Source organism: Aurantimonas marina (assembly GCF_017183135.1).
Classification (GTDB): domain Bacteria; phylum Pseudomonadota; class Alphaproteobacteria; order Rhizobiales; family Rhizobiaceae; genus Aurantimonas; species Aurantimonas marina.
Window position 1 is genome coordinate 1 of record NZ_JADDXW010000014.1, and the last position, 17,286, is coordinate 17,286.

Sequence of the window (17,286 nt, forward strand, 5' to 3'; positions counted from 1 at the left end):
CTATTTTGTTTTTAGTGACTTGCGTCGTGCCGCGATGTGGTTTCGGGTACGTCCGGATGGGTTTGAATCATTCCCACTCGATTGTTTAAATAGCATATAACCATTTGAAATCACTGGCGAATTTATTCTTTCGGCGAGAAGATTCCGACGGTGAGGCCGTCAAAAAGTTACGCTTTTGATTTTAAAAGGGAAATCGCCGAAAAAATATTTTTGAGGTTTCGCCAACTATCGGGACCAGTTGGACGATTTTTGCATCTCGCGCCGTCCGGCGGCGTACTCGACTCGCGTCAAAAAGTACCGTCACTCAATCCATATCACGCATCGCGGGCGGATGCCATCCGGCCACAGGCGAGCTGCGCGCGGCCTACCCAAACCTTGCCAAGACACCACCTTCTGGCTATATTACTGGAAATAAGTAGGAGGTTACCGTGGGCAGCTCGCAAAAACGCGCCATCCAGAATTATCGATCTCGTCTTAGCGAGCGGGGTCTGGCGCGCTTCGAGGTGCTTGGTCGCGAGGCGGACCGCGATCTCATCCGATCATTGGCGCGCCGCCTGGCAGAAGACAGCGCGGACGCCTCGCGCCTCCGCGCAGTGGTCAGTCAGACCATCGCCGGTGAGCCCCCGAAGAAGGGTGGTATCCTAGCTGCGCTCCGACGCTCCCCCCTGGTGGGCGTGGATCTCGATCTGTCCCGCCTCCGCGAGGAGGGACGTAACGTTCAGATTTGATGCGCTACCTGCTCGATACCAACATCATTAGCAACATAGCGAAGCGGGCCCCCTCGGAGCCCCTGCTCGCCTGGATGAGCGAACAGGAGGACGAGGACCTCTTCATTACCTCGCTGACGGTCGCGGAAATCCGCAGAATGGTCCTTGAGATGTCGGTCGATAAGCGACGCGATCAGCTTGACGCATGGTTCTGTGGGCCGGAGGGACCACAGGCCCTGTTCTCAGGCCGTATCTTGCCGTTCGACGAAAAGGCCGGAATCATCTGGGCCCATCTGATGGCGGACGGGAAGACAAAGGGCCGAGCCAGAAGCGCGCTCCACACAATTATCGCTGCGATCGCGGAAGCGAACGACTGCGTGGTCGTCACTGGCAATGACACGGATTTCGAAGACATCAAAACGATCAACCCCTTGCGACCATCAAGTGCGTCATGACATCGATAGACGACTTGCAGCCAAACCGAACGCCGGCCGAACTCCACGCGATGGCGGTCGCCCTTGAGGCGAGTGGGCAATACAAGGTTCTGCGAAAGCTAAGACCTCGAGAAACGATTCTGCCGCCCGATGGGTCGCCGACCCGAAGAGGCCTATTTGTCGACGTCGAGACCACCGGTCTTGATGCCGCGCGCGACGAGATCATCGAACTTGCGATGGTGCCGTTCACTTATGGGCTCGACGGACGAATCTTCGAGATCCAACCGCCCTTCCACGGGTTTCGAGAGCCGGCTATCCCCGTCCCAGCGGAGATCACGGCCCTCACCGGGATCGCCAATGGAATGCTGGCGGGTAAGTCGATCGACTCCGCCGAGGTCGCCGCATTCGCAACAGACTCTGCCCTGGTCGTTGCACACAATGCGGGGTTTGACCGCCGATTCCTGGAAAGGCTTAGCGACACTTTCTTGGCGTTACCCTGGGCCTGCTCGATGACCCAGATTGATTGGGCCGCTGAGGGCTATGAAGGAACCAAGCTAGCCTACCTCGCGGGAGCGGCAGGGTTCTTTTACGACCGCCATCGCGCAACGAACGATTGCATGGCGGCGATCGAACTCCTCGCTGCCCCACTGCCCAGTTCCGGTGCTCCGGCTATGGCCCAACTGCTGGAACGCGCTCGTCGTCCGAGTTGGCGAGTATGGGCCGAGAACTCACCGTTCAATATGAAGGAAGTGCTGAAGGCGCGCGGTTATCGCTGGAATGCCGATGGGAATTCTAGCCCGCGAGCCTGGTACATCGAGCTTGAAGACGACAAGCTCGAACCTGAACAGGCCTTCCTGAAGGCCGAAATTTATCAGCGAGAGGTTAATCTCCGCGTTCACCGGCTAACAGCCTACAACCGATTTACTGACAGGCGCGACTAGACGCCGTAGGCGACCGCGGGGGGCGGGGCAACAATGCACATTTCAAAGGTCCAGATAGTCAACTACCGCAACTTTTCGCGGGCCGACATCCGATTCAACCGCGGTATCAACACGATTATTGGGGAGAACGGATCCGGGAAGACCAACCTTTTCCGCGCGATGCGTTTGCTGCTCGACGATAATCTTCTGCGGATGGCATACCGGCTGGATGAAACAGACTTTTACCGCGGGCTCGGTTCATGGCGCGGCCATTGGATCATCATCAGTTTGGAGTTTCAGAACGTCTCGCAAGACGAGGCAATTCAATCGCTTTTCCTTCACGGCGTTGGCAACATTGAAGGAGGTGCCATTGGCACCGCCACCTACAATTTAATCTTTCGTCCCAAGGCCGCGGTACGCGCCAAGCTCGGCGAACTACAGGACGGTGATCAAGGCGGACTAGCCGAAATCCTCCACGCGATCACTCTCGACGACTACGAGACAGTGTTCACAGGCAAGAGCACGGCCGACTTCACCGACCCGGTAGTATACGAGGCCCTGGTCGGCAACTTTGCAGACGTGCGGTTTCCCGACGAGCTTGAACCGCCGGAAATCGGAGGCCGCATCCCTGGAATCATGTCGATCACCAAGGAAGTTTCTTTCACCTTTGTCCAAGCCCTGCGGGACGTCGTTTCAGACTTTCAGAACAATCGGACCAATCCCCTCCTGACGCTGCTGCGTGGAAAAAGCGGTGAAATCGCAACGGAGGCAATGGCGCCGATCACGGCGCTTGTGCAGAACCTTAACACGGCGATCATCGACCTACCCGAGGTCGAGAGCATTCGCAGCGATATCCGCGAGACGATCACCGATGCAGCAGGAGATACGTACTCCCCATCGACGCTCTCGATCCGATCAGCGCTGCCCGAAGACGCGGATAGGCTGTTTCAGTCCCTGCGACTGTTCGTTGGTGAATCCGACGACGGCTACGAAGGCGCGATCCATGAACTCAGCCTGGGCGGCGCAAATCTGATCTACCTGACGCTGAAGTTGTTGGAGTTCAAGTATCAGACTGCCAAGCACGCATTCGCGAACTTTCTGCTCATTGAGGAGCCTGAAGCTCACATCCACACCCATATCCAAAAGACGCTCTTTGACCGGCTGAATTTTCCGGAAACACAGATCATCTACTCGACGCATTCCACCCACATCTCCGAGGTCAGCAACGTCGAAAACGTCAACATTCTAGGTCGCGTGGGAGGCGCTTGCGAGGTCTTCCAACCCGCGACCGGATTGCAAGCAGGGCAAGTGCGCTCGATCCAACGTTATCTGGACGCTGTCCGAAGCAATCTCCTCTTCGCCAAAAGCGTCGTGCTTGTCGAGGGCGACGCCGAGGAGATCCTGGTCCCCGTTTTGGTCAAGCAAGTCCTAGGTGTCAGTCTCGATGAGCTTGGCATCAGCCTGATTAATATTCGAAGCACCGGCTTTAAGAATGTCGCCGTGCTATTCCACGATTCTCGGATTCGTAAGCGGTGCGCAATCGTCACTGACCTGGACGCAACGTTTTTTGATGCAGCGCCTGATCCGCTCGACACGCCGGCTATCTCCAAAGCGAAGGAGAAGGCACGTGGTGCGCGCGCTGCCGGTCTTCGCCGGCAAGCCGATCTGCAGGAATTCGCACACGACAATCCCTGGGTCTCGGTTCACTTCGCCCCGCATACGTTCGAGGTCGACTTCGTCGCGGCCGGCAACGCTTCCAAGGTCGTCGGCGTGGTGGAGGAGATCTATACCGAAGTCGCGACGATCGCGTTGGCGAAGGAGGAGTTAGAATCCAACGATGTGGAGCGGTACGGGACACGCGCTCTGACGATGGCGGCAGGAGCTGGTAAGGGATGGTTCGCTATCCAGGTCGCCAAGCTCGTCGACCCTGAATCTCATATCCCTGACTACCTCGCCGGAGCGATCTTCACGGCGCACCGACCAGTCAGCACCCCCGTCCTCGCCAACATGCTAGACTATCGCCTGGCCCACATCCGGAAGACGGGCCTCTACGGGACCGATGCCATCGCGCAAATGCAGGGCCAGATCCACGCCTTCCGCACCGGTCAGGTCGATCGCGCGGGTATCCGAGACGCGATGCTTGCCTCCTTTCCGGCCGACCAGATCAATGCAATTCTGGCGCACGTGTAACCATGTTCGTCTGGCCGAAGGACGATTTGAACCCTGAGCAGGTCGCCGCCATCACGGAGCCCGGCAGCGTGTTCCTGGTCGCCTGCCCGGGGAGCGGCAAGACCCGCGCGCTGACCTACAAAATAGCGTTGGAACTGTCGCGACTGACCACTGACAAGGCTTGGGTGGTCGCGATCACCTATACCAATCGCGCCGCCGACGAGATTCATGAGCGCATAGAGCGACTGGGCGTTGACACGTCCCAACTTTGGATTGGGACCATCCATGCCTTTTGCTTGGAATGGATACTACGGCCTTACGCTCTTTATCACCCAGATCTAAAGCATGGTTTTCGAGTGATCGACAGCCACGACACCGAGCAGATGTTCACGGAGCTTTGCAGAGGGACGCCGGAAAGGCTGCGTCCCTTCGAATGCAACTACTACTTCACCTCCGAGGGTCTGCAGCTAGAAGCGACGGATCGCAGGCGCCATGCGGCGATCAGCGGGCTCCTTCAGAAATACTGGGCGCATTTGCGTGCCAACCGTCAGGTCGACTTCGAGCTTATCCTTTACTATGCATACGAACTCATCTCGACGGTTCCGTCGATCAAGACGCTCCTCGGATCGCTATTCGCCTTTGTGCTAGTCGACGAGTTTCAGGACACCAAGGAAATCCAGTACGCGATCCTGGGTGCGATCCTGAAGAGCGCCGGGGGCCGTGCCAATACTTTCCTCGTCGGCGATCCCAACCAGGCCATCTATGGGTCGCTCGGCGGCTACGCCATTTCGCGGACGAATTTGGCCGACCTTTGCGGCTTGGAGCTGACCGAAAAGGGGTTGGTGACGAACTACCGCTCCTCGCAGCGTATCGTGAGCTACTTCGTCAACTACCACGTTCACCCGGCCCCGATCGTCGCGGAAGGCCGCGACAAGGATTATGTCAGTCTTGTTTCCTTCGACCGCCTCACTTCGAACACGCAGCTTGAGGCAGAACTGGTCCGACTGATCCGGTTCAACATTGAGACCGTCGGGATCAAGCCCAACGAGGTGTGTGTCGTTGCCCCGTGGTGGATTCATCTTGCCAGCATGACGCGGCGGCTAGTCACCGCTCTTCCTGAGTACAGCTTTGACGGCCCGGGGATCGCGCCGTTCGCGCGGGACATTGAAAACTTTTGGTACAAGCTCGCTCGGATCCTGCTGACGGAACCGAGCCCCCAACTTTATGTTCGACGGCTACGTTGGGCTGGCGAGGTACTCGCTGCTTTCGATCAGGCGGGCATCGATACCGCCCATTTTTCCCGCAAATCGCTCCTTAGAGAATGCAACTCGATCCACAGCGAGCAAAATGACGGGCTTACCTATTTGCGAGAGGTCTTCGATCTCCTGTTCGCACAACTCGAGATAGATTTCCGCGCCGTACCGACGCTGGTCGAACACCACGCCGCCTTTTTCGAAAGCTCGGCGACGAGGATCGATCGGCTCGTCCGGGAGGGCGGCGTCGCGTTCGCCGAAATCACAACCTTCCGAAAGGTCTTCGCAACGCGCAGCGGTATTACAGTCTCGACCATTCACGGCGTGAAGGGTGCCGAATACGACTCCGTAATCGCATATGCTCTTCTTGAAGGCATGGTGCCGCATTTCGCCGATGACCATCAGCTAGAAGCCGCCAAGCGCCTGCTGTACGTCGTCTGCTCGCGTGCGCGCAAAAACCTCCATCTGGTCTCGGAGAGCGGCCGTGTGGATGGGCGGGGTCAGCCCTACGAGCCGACGCAGATTCTTGCGGCATGCCCATTCGCCTATGATGACATCCCGCCGAGGCCGGGCGGCTGATCATGCTCAACATAGACTACCTAAAGCAGCGCGGCCTTTCCATTCTTCGACTTGGCCCGGGCCTTAACAGCGGATTGGCGCTTAGGCCTTTAGGCGATCTCCACATATCCGATCAGCTCGGCCGAAAAACTCCCATCCCCATTTGCAGCTCCCTTGTGCTTGAGCTCCCGCTGCAAGGTGGGCTCAACGGCACTTGCGAAGAGCGAGAGGCGCTCATCAGGCGATAGGGTTGGACTCGTTTCCACCGCGTGGAGAAATTGGCCGGCCTGACGCTCCACACTTGGAACTCGCGTTCCGTCCGTATTAACCGCGATCGGCTGAACGGAAACACGCTTCTCCCCGGTGCCGGCTGATGCCTCAACAAGCCAAAACGAGAGAAGCGTTGTTCCAATCTCGCTTCCTCCAAGCGAAACGCCGAGTTGCTCTGGTGGCAGACTGCGCCACCGTCCCAACTCCTCCTGCACAAGGGGATGATCGAGCCCCATTAGGTCGACGTTGTCATTTGATGTGGCCATGTTGCGGTCGAGTGTGAACCGCTTCTTTCGTGCCCCGTTCGTGGCGATCAAGTCGTAGGTCAAGTCGTCGACCTTGTTGAGCTTCCAATTTCTATCTGCCAGAGCCGCCGCTAGGAATTGGACCAGGCGGTCCATTCCCGACGAGACATCTGAAAACGGCTTGTAGTCGTCGAGGCTAAAGCCATCGAGATCCTGGAATAGATCGAAAACGACTTCGCGAGCCTCCCTCGCATTGGAAAGCGCCGCTTCAAGCTCAACGGCCGTTCTCTTCAGTTCAGGGTCAGAAAGTGCTTCCTGATACAGTCGGTCGTAGTTCAATCGCTCGGAAAGTTGACCTAATATCTGAGAACGAAGATCCTCCGCGATATTCCCCTGATCGTCCACCTTGCCGAGCGTTCGTGCGATCTCGGTGAGCTTGTCATCCAAGAGAAGAAAGATGCGTCCCTCGATCGTGTCAGATAGCACCAGATTGTAGACCTGTGCGGTGTGAGCCTGGCCATACCGATGGATGCGGCCGATCCGCTGCTCCATATCCATCGGATTCCAGGGCAAGTCGAAATTGAAGAGAACGCGCGCGAACTGAAGATTGATGCCTTCGCGACCGGCTGCCGTACAGACTAGGATCCGCGGCCCGTCCTTGAGTCGAAAGCGCCGTTCAGCGGCAACCTTTGCACCGTGGTCTCCGCCACGTAGGATGACGACCCCCTGACCTGGATAAACCTGTTCAATCTCGCGGGCGAGCAGGTCAACCGTGCCGAGGTAGGTGGCGAAAATTACGATCTTCTCGTTGGAGTTCTGACGCCACAGCGTGCCCAATCCATCGAGCAGTTTTTGGACCTTGGTCTCCCGCTGCTCAGGAAATACCGATAGCAGATCGGCAATGCGAAGCCGTTCCTCGGGTAGATGGATATCGACTGCGGCCGACGCGGCGTCCTCCATATGCGACGAGGCGAACTCGCTGCCATAGGGGTCGGAGGCCAATTCAAGCGCCTCCTCGTCCAGCTTCTTTGCAAGTCGATACTTGAGGTCGGCCATCACCCGGTCAACTTCAGTCCGGCCAACGGGATCGCGTCCGAGGCACCATTCAATGTGGATCAGCTCGCGGGCCTCGTCGTAAAGGCGTTCACGGCCCTCGATGTCGAGGTCGCGATCACGGATAAGGGCCTCGTGCAACGTTAGCATCAGCATCCGGCGCTTTAACGTCCGGCGCACAGCGGCGAAGCTTGATGCTGCGATCTTCTGGAAGATGGCCATCAGGAAGCCGAGGGCGCGACCTTGGTTGCCCTGTCGCTTCGCGAGGTCGAAGCCGTCCTCGAGGTACTCACGCAGCTTCTCATAAAACCGCCGCTCCTGGTCCCCCATGAGGAACGATTCTGTATGCACCCACCGACGTGCAAAAAGGGGATCGCCATCCGGCCGGCAGGCATCGGCCTTGGTTCGACGGAACATGACAGTGTTCAGTCGATGACGGTTTTCGATCATCTCTTCGGGACTGCCGAAGAGGGTCGGATTGAGAAGTTGAATAAGCATCCAAAACTGGAAATGATTGCCTTGGTGCGGAGTCGCAGAAAGCAGGAGGAGATCACGCGCATGACTCTTCAGCGCCTCGCCGAGCTTGTAGTTCTCCGTCTTCCGAACCTTTCCTCCCGTTCGGTACGCGGTCAAGTGGTGCGCCTCATCGAAAACCACCAGATCCCAGCGTGGCGCTTCTAGCAGTCGCTTGATACGCGCCGGTCGCTTTAACGTATCGATGCTGGCGATCAGTCGATCATGCTTGGCGAAAGCGTTGGTCTTCCGATCGGTGATATCGCCTTCCGAGCCGAACACCTCGAAATCGAGGTTGAAGACTTCGTTCAGCTCCCGGTGCCAATTGTTCACCAGGCCTGCGGGAACCACCATCAATGCACGGTCCAGTTCGCCGCGGCTGGCGAGCTCCCGCAAGATCAGAGCGGTTTCAATGGTCTTGCCCAGGCCGACTTCGTCGGCGATCAGGAAGCGGCGGGGAGACGCCGTGGCGATCCTGTGCGTCAGAACCACCTGGTGCGGAAGAAGATCGATCCGCGCCGACGTCAGAGCCGACGCGCTTTCCATGACCGGCAGCGCATGAGCTTCATAGGAAAGCCAGACCGCCCGCGCCCGCTCCGGCGTGCCTTCAACTGCTCGCAGAATCCGCTCTGTACGGGATACTTCGCGTTGGACGCTTTCCAGAGGAACACGCCGTTCACCGCTGCTGAAAAACGCCCGAAGATAGCCCTCGCGCGGGGCGTCGAGCACAACCCCTGCGCCAAAATCAGGGTGGGTTATCCGGTCGCCCGGACTGAAACTTACACCATCCATCAAACCGGCCCTCAGGTGATCCGCAGGTGAAACAAGCCGACTGGCTTGCCTCCCTCAGAGAGGATGATTTCCTGCGGGTATTCCCGAGCCTCGCCCCATAGGAGACGCCCAAACTCGATCTGTTGGTCGGCGTGAGGGGCCGAGCAACGCCACCGGACAGAATCCGTCGCCATGTCGGTATGAAAGCGTCTCTGCCCGACTGGCAGCCAGAAGATCAGTGCAGCTTCACCCGAATAGGCGTCTTGGAAAGACAAGATGGTAGACTTGAGCTCATTCCCGAGCCAGCCATCGGCGTCGACCGGCGTCAGCAGGTCAAGGCATGCGTCCAGCCCCGCAACCACCAATGTATTTCCGCCGTTGCTCGGCAGATCATCGGGCCAGTCTTTTGCCGCACGGAGGAGTTCACGCAAGCTGAGGACTTCGGAGGGCTGCGTGGCGATCGCGAGCGCCTCGTCGTCCCAGATCCAACTCACTCCCCGGCGCTGCCAGACGCTGTCGAGCAATTGCTTCATGCTCAATCCTCCTGAAACAGCGACATCTGCGCGACCGCGTCTTTGTGGCTGGAAGCCCAATTGTTGTAGATCGTCAACGCTCGCGACGACGCGTTCCGCTTCGGCTGGGTCGCGCCGTGCCTGCTGAGCCATTCAAGGAGACTCTTCAGGGCGGGATGCGGCTTGAAATTGTCGTTCTTCAATGTGTCCGAAGCGTTGATGCCACTGCCATCATAGCAAGCACCGATCAGCACGAGCGCCTGATCGAGATCGGCCGTGAGGCGCCGACGATGCCTTCCCTGCCAGTCCCGGGCGAAGGCGAGAGGATCGGCGAGATGGAAGACCTTCTTCTCTTCGCTCGCCCAACCCCGATTGGTGAACTCGTCCGGCGCGATGCCAGAGCCACGCAATAGCTTTTGCATCTGGTCGCGCGCGAGTTCGGTCTGACCGTTGAATATACGCAGGAACTGCCGAGTAATGGGTTCGGCGGTAACAGGCGGCGGCTCGGTAGTCTTATTCGTATCCTCGTCGATGAGTTGATTGATGCCGACCAGAGCGTCCTTCACCGAGATCGCCCGACCTTCGTCTACGAAGACCTTCCCATAGTGGCGAGAGAAATATTCCAACGCCTTGCCGCGGCGAATGACCTGAAGGTCCGCCGCAGGGAGGCCCGCCTTTGCATGATTTTCCAACAGTCCCTGGAGCTGACGGACGTCGGCCAGAACCTCACGCCGCATACGCCCCCAGCTGACAGGCTTCGGCTCTTCGGTCCGCTTCCGGCAAACATGCACGATGTCGTATTCGATCTGCTGGGAACCAAACGTTCCCGGCTTGCTGCCTTCGCCCTTTGTTTCGTCTGACCTGATCGGGTACGTCGCTTCAAGAAAGAAGCCCGCGTCGAACAGTGACTCGAGGACAGATACCCATGGCGCGTCTTCGCTGTGGTGGAAGGTGAATGCCAACATCCCGCCCGGTTTCAGCACTCTATGAGCTTCCTTCCAACAGGCGGTGAGAATGCGCTGATAGAAGCCATCGGGATCCTCAGGCTCGCGCGCCCTATTGGATACTGCCTCCATAGACTTCGGCGTATACTCGGGACCGAAAATCTCTGGGTACTTGTCCTTGAGCGGCAAGCGCATCCAAACGTGAAAGAAATCTGCCAACTCAGAATAATGGAGGAGCCCCCCAAAGGGGGGATCGGTGATCACAAGATCAATAGTCGAATCCCCGTACTGATTGAGCTCGGTCGATGAACATTGGTAAATCTCGGCTCCGTTCACGGGATCGCCAGGAAACACCCTCTCGCTTTGGCCACTTACGTCGGATGCCAGGGCAGGGTCTATTCTCTTCAGCGTATCGACGCTGACAGCTTCCCACGGGCGGGTTGCCCACTCGCGCCCCTCAATTATTCCTTCTACACTGGATGCCCAATTGCCGCGACCAAGGTTAGAGAAGACGCAATTCTCTACGACGGTCGATTTTGGATGGTAGTTATTGTTGGCAAATTGTGGCTCCAACTTATCTCCCTGGACGTTCCAGAGCGTAAACAAGCTTTGATTGCGGAGATATTGCTGAAATGCCCCGAGAACATATTCGCGAACGTTCCATTGATAGCTACCGACCTCCATAATTGATTTCAATAATTGCGTGTGTACAAGCATCTGCCGCGGATTAAACATAGTCCACCAATGCGAAAAACCGTGATTTGGTATTCCGCCATTGTTCATGTGAGTCATAAATCCAAACGGGACCTCACTTTTGGGCCAATAATTGGCCAAGTCACCGTCTTTTCTCTGACCCCATTCCTCTGCAGCAGAGCTGTACTGCTGGGCAAAGCGTTCATTGAACGGGGAGAAGAAACGCCCGCCATAGGGCATTCCATCGCTCTTGCGTTTGGCTGAGACCCCGTGAGCGCTGTATGCTGCGAGCGGCCCTGTTTTTCCGGTCTGCCTGACGGTCTGCAAGACATCCTGCGTTGTTCCGCACGAGGCGCATGTGTAGCTCGATTTCTTTGGAACCGTGCCTCCGTCTTTCCCGCTACTGAACGTGACCTTAGTTTCGGGGCACGTTACAGATTCCGGAAGAGAGCCCCGAACCTCCAAGAGCCTTATCTTACCGGCACGCTCCCAATTCCATCTCGTCGTCGACTCAGCATCATCCTGCGCGGAACCACCAAAGGATCGTCCGGTGGCATCGTTCCTCGGACTGCCAGCGAGCCACTCCGGATGGACCAACAGAGATAACTCGATCTTCTTGTTCTTGCCTTTGCCGAGCTTCACCATGACGGCGTGACCGCAACCAGGGCAAACTACGCGCCCTTTCGAATCGAAGACCGAGTGCGGCTTCTCATCCGGCGCGACGTAGAGCGGAACATCCGGCGCCATCCGCGCCTCGGCGTCCTCAACGTCAAACTCTGTGTCGCAGGCGGCACAAGTATGCTCCCAATGCTTCACCGTGAGCGTCTTCACCGCCATGACTGGGCTGGTCATGATCGGCGTGCGGTGACCACAGCCTGTCACCTGGCAGGGGCCGTGCTTGGCCCAGAACGTATAGATGATCTCCGGCCCTTCGTAGCCATAGTCCGTTCGCTCCCCCGGGCGGAGGGAGAGCGGATCGAACTCCGGACCCATCACGTTACCAGTGGGCTTATGCGTCCAGATACCTTTCTCCCCATTGGGTCCGTCGCAGTAATAGAAGGGAATGATCTGAGGCTTCACCTCGGCCTCAACATCAGCGAGCAGCCGCTTCACCTGATCGAGATCGACGTCGGCCAACTCCTGCTTCACCACGAACCATGCAACCGGATTGAGGTCGTTGCCGGACATCTGCATGCCGAGCCGCGAGCCCTCGACAAGGGTCGTGCCGCCGCCCATGAAGATGTCCGCGACCTTCAGGTGCTTGAAGGCGCCCTTCTTCTGATGATTGGCATAGTAGTTGTCCCAGACGAGCTTTGCGGCTAGCGCTGGATCCTCCGGAGCCTTTGTCGCTGCAGCAATGAGCATCGACCTGAACACACTCGATCGCCGACGCGCCCACCATTTCGACATCTGATAGATCGGCTTGCCCGCATTGCCTTCGATGACGGCCACCTGGTTTACGGGCAAGATCGGGAAATCAACCTCAAGACAGGTCTTCGGGCGATTCGGATCGCCGAAATCAACTGTCTCCAACGCAACCGTCTTGCCAGCACCAACTGCGCGAGCCACTTCCTGAGCAATAAATTCTTTCTTCGTGGCCATACGCGGCGTTCCCTACTTCGTCATTTCTATGAATGGTGACAGCATCTCAAGCAGAGAGAGCCCACCATGCGCCAGCGTCGGGTATCCACCCTGGCTGCGCCATTTCCATCGACCGACGGCAAGCAGATGCTTGCCATGCGGACTGTTCGCTTGCAGAGCCACCGGAGGCACAAACGGTCCGGGATCGTGCTCGCCGGCCACGAGGCGGCCGCTCTTGAGGATGCCCTTGAGGAAGGCGGCCTGTTCGTCTGGAGCATCGAAGAACAAGCCGGTCGCGGCGTAGCCGTGGTCTGACGTGATCACCAGCCGCCTGCCCTTTGCGAGACGCTCGACAAATTCCCAAAAATCATCGCTGGCCAGTTGCGCCGCAATGTCACGAGTAAGAGTGTCGAGCCCCTGACCGGCACCTGAACCATCGTGCAATTTGCTGTCTGGCCATTGATGCCAGAAGATCCAATTAGGGGACGCATCAATGAGATCGGCGCAATCCTTCCACGGCAGATCGACGCATTCGGTTCTTGCTGGTGCGAAGCGATGCGCCATGCCACCGCCGTTATTCTGAAGCTGGCTTCGGCTGTTGAATCCAAGGGCACGGGCGAAGGCATTTGTCTCGCTCGGCACCTCCGCCCCATGCGCGGTCGTCCTGTGAACAGCAAAGCCACGGGCCTTTGCGCCCTCAACCAGCCAAGGCAGTTCACGCAGACTTAGCCCATCGAGGATAAGGATGGCCTTGGCGCTGTAGGGTGATGACCACCAGTCAACGAGCCGATCAGCGTTCCGGTCGACAGTCTCGTCGAACTGTTCCCATAAGTCCCACGCCGCCGCGGCGAGGAAATGGTCAAGCGTGCCAATGGCACGGTCCCGTCTCGTGACCTCCCCCGAGGCGTTGGGCGCGGACAAGGGCTGAACGCAGACCGAAAGGATGTCGTCGATGATTGCACGCCAAGCATCGGCAGGCGCTGCGGTCGTGAGTGCGCGAAACTGATCCGGGTCGAGCGCCATCAGTTGCTCTCCTTGTCCAGGGAGAGCTCGAAGGTCATGCCGTCGGGCAGTTTTTTCAGCAACTCCTTCAACTGCGCGCCGGTCGCGGCCGTGACCTTCAACGTCACTTCCCGAACCGGCGTAGCAGGGCCGATTCCCCAACCCTCAAGCTTGCCGATCAGGTTGAGAGGTGAAGTCGCCGGGTTGGACAAGGTCGTCCGCGAGCCGGGCGACGTTCCACCAAAAATGCCACCCCCAGGTGCCTGCTGCTCCGATCCCGGTCCTGAAGGAGGATACGGGAGCGCCTCTCCAGGGTTTGCGGTCGGTGTGGGCGTTGCGCCACCACCGAACAGACCGCCTGCAGGTAGGTCGCCTGGCGCCACCACTGGCGGCGCTGATCCGCCGGAAGACGGCACGGCCGAGGGAGGAAGCAGGAAAATCTCATCGAGCTGCCGTCCGGTATAGGCCAGCTTGGGTCGCAGCCGCTTCCACGCCGCGTCCTCATCCTCGCCGGCTTGGGCTTGAAGATACTCCATTCCGCGGAGATTGATTGCCACCTTGCCGCGCGCGCACATGCGCACGAGGCGTTCCTTCATCGCGATCTCTCCGAGCCAGGGAATACAGTCCTGGCCTGCCGGCCGCGGCTCCTGGAGCTCTCGTAACAGTTTGCCGACGGGGGCGTTGTCGCCCGCCGCCTCCAGCACAAGCGCTTCAAAATCTTCGGGCACAAAGACGTCATTGATTAGCGCCTGCTCAATGGCGTCTGGTATCTTGGCGCCTTGCTCGCGCAACGTCTCAACGTGGAACTCGCACTTCGTGGGTTCTGTAAAGTTCCAGCGATGCAACACGGCGAAGCGGTCGAACCGTTTCTTCAGAATATCTCGAAGCTCATTTTGATACTTCGTTTGGAGCTTCCGATATTCTGGGTTCTGGACACCCCATTCCTGCGCCTTCATCTCGGCGCGCGCGAGGATCAACAGGTCACGGTCATAAAACGCGTTCGTCGTCCCGGCGCGCGGCAGCAGGAAACGAACGGTGTTGCGGCGCTTCTGGAGATGATCTTTCAACCACCGCCCAAGGCGTTCGCTCAACCGGTCCGGCTCCTCCGGCAACACGAGGATCGGCAGGCGTTCATCCCATCGCTCCGGCTGCTCAGCTTCGTCTAGGCCCGACCAGGGATCGTTCAGCCAGGTGCGCGGCAGGGCAATGACGCGGAAGGTACGCGCCACCTCCTCGGAACCGCCGATGACATAGCGCGTCTCCCTCGCCAATTGCGCGAGATCGGACCCATCCGTGAAGAGCTTGTCGTTCCGGGCCGAGGCCATGACCTTGGCCTGTGGGTTCTCCTCCTCCTTGAAGACAAGCCGCGCACCATCTTGATGGATGTTGAAGCTGTTCTCGATGATCGTGGCCAGCTCGACCTGAAAGGCATTGTCGTCTATCGGCTTGCTCTGAGTGATATCCGCCTGAAGAACGGCTGGTTCGGCGCCCGCGAGGTTTCCAACTGCGATCGAGCGAAGCCACAACGCGCCCACGATTTCTTGCAAGTGGGGAACCTTCGACGCGTGATCGGAGACCGCCTCAGTGACCGAGGTCAGATTTCGCAACGCCTTGTCGCGAAGCGTTCGATGTTGCTGGTTGGCGACCGAATCCAGGAGCGCGCCAATGCCTGAGGCGTCGTCATCCATTCTGAAATCCGCCGCGGTCAACACGGGCGTCTGGTCTCCACGGCTCTTGAAGAGATTTGCCAGAATTCTGATCAGATCTCGGGTCTCTTGAGCATCGGTGGCGACGAGGACCTGATCTTCCAGCAACTGAAGAAGATGCGGCGCAAAGGGCCACGACTCAATAAAGTCCCGCTGCTTGCGATCCTGCTCCGCCGCCGGCGTACTCAAGAGTCGGAAATATTCCGAGATATGCCGCGCAAGGGTGGCCTCGATCGACGACGATGTGATTTGGAGCCTGTTTTCGAAGAGGCGGTGCAACAGCATCCGTCGCCGATCGTGCTGGATCCGCTCCGGGCTTCCGCCGGCCTTGAAATCGATCTGCACAGGGTTGACGCGATGTATCTGCTGATACGCGTCAGTTTCGCCGTTTCGTACTGAAACGACGAGAACAAGGAGCTCAGGATGCTCCTTGGCGATCTCGGACAGAATCTGGATGAAATTGAACGCCCAGTGCTTCCAGGGATACTGTTTGGTGTTCGTGAGGCCATCGTACCAAGTCTGAAATTCATCCAGCAGCAGCATGGCAGGCTTATGCCGAAGGAGTTCCAGGATAAGTTGATCAGATGGAATATCCGTCTTCGCCGCACCCATGCCTTCCCACTTACCCTTGATGTAGGCACCGTGGGGATGCTGCTCGAACAGAAGGTCCCAAAGAAACTTGTAGCGCTGCCGATGCAGGCTCTCGCCGATGACGAGCATCCCATCGCGCAGTTGGATATCGCCGATGTGTGGATCGCCCAGCGTGGTCGACCAATTTTTCAACCAAGCACCGGTCGAAGCCGCATCGTTGACCGCGTGAAACAGCGCGGCCATCAAGTGGGACTTACCAAGGCCACGCTCACCAATAACGACGACCGGGCGACCTTGATTCGGCCCGACAGCTTCGATGCCCTTCAACAAGTCATGCGTCGGATAGGTGATTTCCAGGAAGTCCTTGGCCGCGATCTGCGTGGCGCCCGTATTTGCCTCGTTTGAGAGTTCGATCGCCGTCCCTTTGAGGCGCCGCCCTCTAAATTCTTGCCTGAGATTAAGCCCGAGCATTTGCCGTCCCCGTTGCCCCGTTCGCGTTGGCGCCGCTGTACGAAGCTTGCGGTTCCAAGAGAATAATTTGTTGATCTTGTGGAGCACGTGAGTTTGGGTCGACATCCAACCCCAGGCGCTTCAGCGTGTAATAAAGAAGAGCCCTGCGAACCTTCACTCGCGTTTTTCCCTCACGCATGCCGTAGTCCAACGCGATTACTTTCTTCTGAGCGTCGGAAAGACCAGGGTGCGGGCCAATTTCAAGCGTAACCTCGTCCTCCCAATCAGTGTCTGCGCCCGCTTCAATCTCACCCGGTTTCGCGCCTCGCGTCTCTAAGACGCGAGACAAAAGGAAATCCTTGAATACTCGGTCCACACCGCAAAATGCCCGAGCATGCCATCGAAACCCGTCAAAGCCCAGAGCATGCGGCGTGATCCAACGCCATCTCGGTTCGGAGCTGGACAGGGACTGGTATCGAATTTCTATGGCTTCGCATCGGCGAACTGCCGAAAGCATCGATCGCAAGACCTCTGCCCTGATTCCTCGCGCAGGGCTGGGGGCGACACCAAACGACGGAAAATGCCCAAGCCACGCTTGGGACGGATCGAGGATGCCGTCAGCAACGGAGCGAAGCTGGCTGAGATACCCATCGGGGTCAGGCTTTAGGAAACAGGGTGTGAAGGCGTCACTCGCGATATAGCGCTTGGCGCTCTTGTCGTAGATCGCGTTATGGGGCGCCCGCTCCTGATAGAGAGTGAGGTCTTTGGACGCCTGCGGCACGGACACATCGAACATCTCGATGATATCGGCGCGGTTGATGCCTCCTTCCCAAAACAGCCGAAACTCGATGAATTCGAGCCGCCGCTCCACCCCCCATTTCAGTCCCGCGCCGGCGTGCATCATGAAGCTTTTC

General features: G+C 58.2%; 11 protein-coding genes. 5 read left to right on the forward strand and 6 right to left on the reverse strand.

From position 1 onward, the window contains the following. The first annotated feature begins 428 nt into the window (after nt 1-428). Genes ING15_RS14940 through ING15_RS14960 form a run of 5 tightly spaced genes read left to right on the forward strand, consistent with a single transcriptional unit; the run spans nt 429 to nt 6,062 of the window. Nucleotides 429-728: a hypothetical protein gene (locus ING15_RS14940; protein ID WP_206455639.1), complete on the forward strand. Its 300-nt coding sequence runs from the start codon at nt 429-431 to the stop codon at nt 726-728. Next, nucleotides 728-1,162, forward strand: a complete 435-nt coding sequence (locus ING15_RS14945; RefSeq protein ID WP_206455640.1) for a PIN domain-containing protein — start codon at nt 728-730, stop codon at nt 1,160-1,162. Before ING15_RS14940 ends, ING15_RS14945 begins: the two co-directional genes overlap by 1 nt. Then, entirely contained in the window at nt 1,159-2,082 is a 924-nt protein-coding gene (locus tag ING15_RS14950) for a 3'-5' exonuclease (RefSeq protein ID WP_206455641.1), read from the forward strand. Before ING15_RS14945 ends, ING15_RS14950 begins: the two co-directional genes overlap by 4 nt. A gap of 33 nt (nt 2,083-2,115) precedes the next feature. Then, nucleotides 2,116-4,251: an ATP-dependent nuclease gene (locus ING15_RS14955; protein ID WP_206455642.1), complete on the forward strand. Its 2,136-nt coding sequence runs from the start codon at nt 2,116-2,118 to the stop codon at nt 4,249-4,251. Between the two features lie 2 nt (nt 4,252-4,253). Then, nucleotides 4,254-6,062, forward strand: a complete 1,809-nt coding sequence (locus ING15_RS14960) for a UvrD-helicase domain-containing protein (protein WP_206455643.1) — start codon at nt 4,254-4,256, stop codon at nt 6,060-6,062. Between the two features lie 89 nt (nt 6,063-6,151). Here ING15_RS14960 and ING15_RS14965 read toward each other — a convergent pair whose 3' ends face one another. The 6 genes from ING15_RS14965 to ING15_RS14990 are packed head-to-tail and all read right to left on the reverse strand — an operon-like array spanning nt 6,152 to nt 17,276. Next, nucleotides 6,152-8,914 carry a DEAD/DEAH box helicase gene (locus ING15_RS14965; RefSeq protein WP_206455644.1) on the reverse strand — a complete coding sequence of 921 codons (2,763 nt, stop codon included), beginning with the start codon at nt 8,912-8,914 and terminating at the stop codon, nt 6,152-6,154. A gap of 11 nt (nt 8,915-8,925) precedes the next feature. Beyond that, nucleotides 8,926-9,426: a hypothetical protein gene (locus ING15_RS14970; protein ID WP_203192681.1), complete on the reverse strand. Its 501-nt coding sequence runs from the start codon at nt 9,424-9,426 to the stop codon at nt 8,926-8,928. Between the two features lie 2 nt (nt 9,427-9,428). Beyond that, nucleotides 9,429-12,644, reverse strand: a complete 3,216-nt coding sequence (locus ING15_RS14975; protein WP_206455645.1) for a DUF1156 domain-containing protein — start codon at nt 12,642-12,644, stop codon at nt 9,429-9,431. A gap of 12 nt (nt 12,645-12,656) precedes the next feature. Then, nucleotides 12,657-13,646 (reverse strand): hypothetical protein, encoded by a 990-nt coding sequence (locus ING15_RS14980; protein WP_206455646.1) that lies wholly within the window; start codon nt 13,644-13,646, stop codon nt 12,657-12,659. Further along, the gene (locus tag ING15_RS14985; RefSeq protein WP_206455647.1) at nt 13,646-16,393 is read right to left on the reverse strand and encodes a DUF499 domain-containing protein; all 2,748 of its coding nucleotides are present in this window, start codon (nt 16,391-16,393) and stop codon (nt 13,646-13,648) included. The genes ING15_RS14980 and ING15_RS14985 overlap by 1 nt, the downstream gene beginning before the upstream one ends. Next, nucleotides 16,380-17,276 (reverse strand): WYL domain-containing protein, encoded by an 897-nt coding sequence (locus tag ING15_RS14990; RefSeq protein WP_206455648.1) that lies wholly within the window; start codon nt 17,274-17,276, stop codon nt 16,380-16,382. The genes ING15_RS14985 and ING15_RS14990 overlap by 14 nt, the downstream gene beginning before the upstream one ends. Nucleotides 17,277-17,286: the final 10 nt, after the last annotated feature.